Annotated in this window: 1 protein-coding gene; it reads right to left on the bottom strand. The window is 70.4% G+C overall.

Annotation, left to right across the window (positions count from 1 at the left end; genetic code table 11):
* Window positions 1-2373: amino acid adenylation domain-containing protein (locus ACCC94_RS29270; RefSeq protein WP_413353084.1), on the bottom strand; the 2373-nt coding region annotated here is incomplete at both ends.

Raw genomic sequence — 2373 nt, forward strand, 5'->3', positions numbered from 1 at the left:
GCCTGCCAGTAGGCGAGCTCCGCAGCCACTTCGGTGCTGTTGGCAGCCGCCTGCTGGCGGGCGCTCCAGGCCTGGTAGCTGTCGGTGCGCGGCAGTGCGGCGGGCGTGCGGCCGGCACGCAGTTCGCGGTAGGCGTACTGCAGGTCTTCCAGCAGGATGCGCCACGACACGCCGTCCACCGCCAGATGGTGAATGACCAGCAACAGTCGCTCGCTACCGTTTTCCAGGCTGACCTGCATGGCACGCAGCAGCGGGCCGCTGGCGATATCCAGACTGGCCTGGGCGTCGTTGCACAGACGCTCCAGGGTTGGCGCGTCGGAGGCGCGGCGGCGCCACAGCAGCGTCATGTCGAGCGGACCGTGTTCGGCATAACGCTGGCGGCTGCCCTCGAAGCGCAGACGCAGCGCGTCGTGCTGGCCGACCAGCCAGTGCAGCGCGCGAGCCAGGACGTCGGCATTCAGTGCTTCGCGCGGTTGCAGCAGCAAGGCCTGGTTCCAGTGGTGCCGCTGGGCGCTCGGCACGCGCTCGAAGAAGCGCGCCTGCACCGGCGACAGCGCCACTTCACCACTGACGGCGGCCGCCGGCGCAGGTGCCGCGGTGGCTGCCGGGGCGCGGCTTTCCAGCCACTGCGCCAGCTGGCGGACGCTCTGCCGCTCGAACAGCTGTTTCGGGCTGAGCTTGTAACCGAGTTTGCGGATGCGCGCGATGATCTGCAGGCTGAGGATGGAGTCGCCGCCCAGCTCGAAGAAATTGTCCTGCGCGCCAACGCGCTCGACCTTCAGCACGGCCTGCCAGATATCGGCAATACGCTGTTCCAGCTCGCTCAGCGGCGCGCTGTCCACGGCCTTGGTGGCCGCCTCGGCACGCGGCAGCGCCTTGCGGTCGACCTTGCCGTTGGCGTTCAGCGGCAGGCGTTCCAGCAGCAACAGCTGGGCCGGCAGCAGGTACTCCGGTACGGCGGCGGCCAGGGCTTCGCGCAGGCTTTCCACGCTCTGCCCTTCAGCCACGGCCCAGGCCAGCAGCTTCATCGGGCCGTCGTTTTCACGCTCGGCCAGCGCCACGGCATCGCGCACGCCGGGCAGGCGCTTGAGCCCTTGCGCCAGTTCGCCCGGCTCGACGCGGTAGCCACGGATCTTCACCTGGTCATCGACGCGGCCAAGGAATTCCACGACGCCGTGACGGGTCAGGCGCACGCGGTCGCCACTGCGGTACAGGCGCTCGCCTTCGATCTCTACGAAGCGCTCTGCCGTCATTTCCGGCAGGCCGAGATAACCCAGCGCCAGACCCGCACCGCCGATGTACAGCTCGCCGGGTACGCCGGGCAGCAGGTCGCGGCCGTTCTCGTCGAGCACGCGGATGACGCTGTTGGCCAGCGGTGTACCGATGGGCAGACCGGCCTCCGGCAGATCGTCCAGCAGCGACCATTCGTGGGTCAGCACGCCCACGGTGGATTCGCTGGGGCCGTAGTGGTTGACGATACGCAGCTTGGGCGCAAGCTCACGGATCGGTTGCAGCAGCGCGCGGTCGCAGGCTTCGCCGCCGTGCTGCCGCGGCGCCTGCTGGTGGTGGGCGGCGGCCAGCAGGCCGGCGAGATGGCTGGGGACGATCTTCAGCACGTCGACGTCCTGCATGAAGGCGGCGAAACGCTCGGCGTCGGCCACCGCCTGGGCGTCCGCCAGGTGCAGGCGACCACCGCCGCACAGCGCGCCGAACAGCGTGGTATGGCCAAGGTCGGCAGCCACCGAGGAAACCATCGCCATGCCCAGGCCCTGGGCGCGCCCCTGGTCCAGTTGCAGGCGGTCGAGCACGGCCTGCACGTAGTTGGCCAGCGCCGCGTGGCTGACGCGCACGCCCTTGGGCTGGCCTGTGGAGCCGGAGGTGAAGATCACGTAGGCGGCCTGCTGCGGGTCGATGCTTCGCGCCGGCGCGGCCGTGCTGCCCTGCTCCGGGCCGCCGGCCGGGATCAGCGTGGCGGGGGTACCGAAGGTCTCCAGCAGCGCAACGTCACTCACCAGCACGCGGCGGACGCCGTTGTCGGCGAGCAACTGGCGCAGGCGCTCGGCCGGTTGCGCCGGGTCCAGCGGCACATAAGTGGCCCCGGCCTTGAGCACGCCCAGCAACAGGAGCACCCACTGCGCGCTGCGCTCCTGGCAGAGAGCGACGCACTCGCCCTGGTGCACCTCGCTGGCGACCAACGCGTTGGCCAGGCGATTGCTGCGCTGGTCCAACTCGGCGTAGCTGTAGCGGATACTCTCGTCCTGCACGGCGATGGCGTCCGGCTGTGCGGCGACCCGCGCGGCGAACAGGCCGAGCACGTCCTGCTGCGGCCACAGCCGGGTTTCGCCACGACGGCGCGAGGCCACCGGGCGCGGC

This window comes from Pseudomonas sp. Pseusp97, from assembly GCF_047304025.1.
Taxonomy (GTDB): Bacteria; Pseudomonadota; Gammaproteobacteria; order Pseudomonadales; family Pseudomonadaceae; genus Pseudomonas.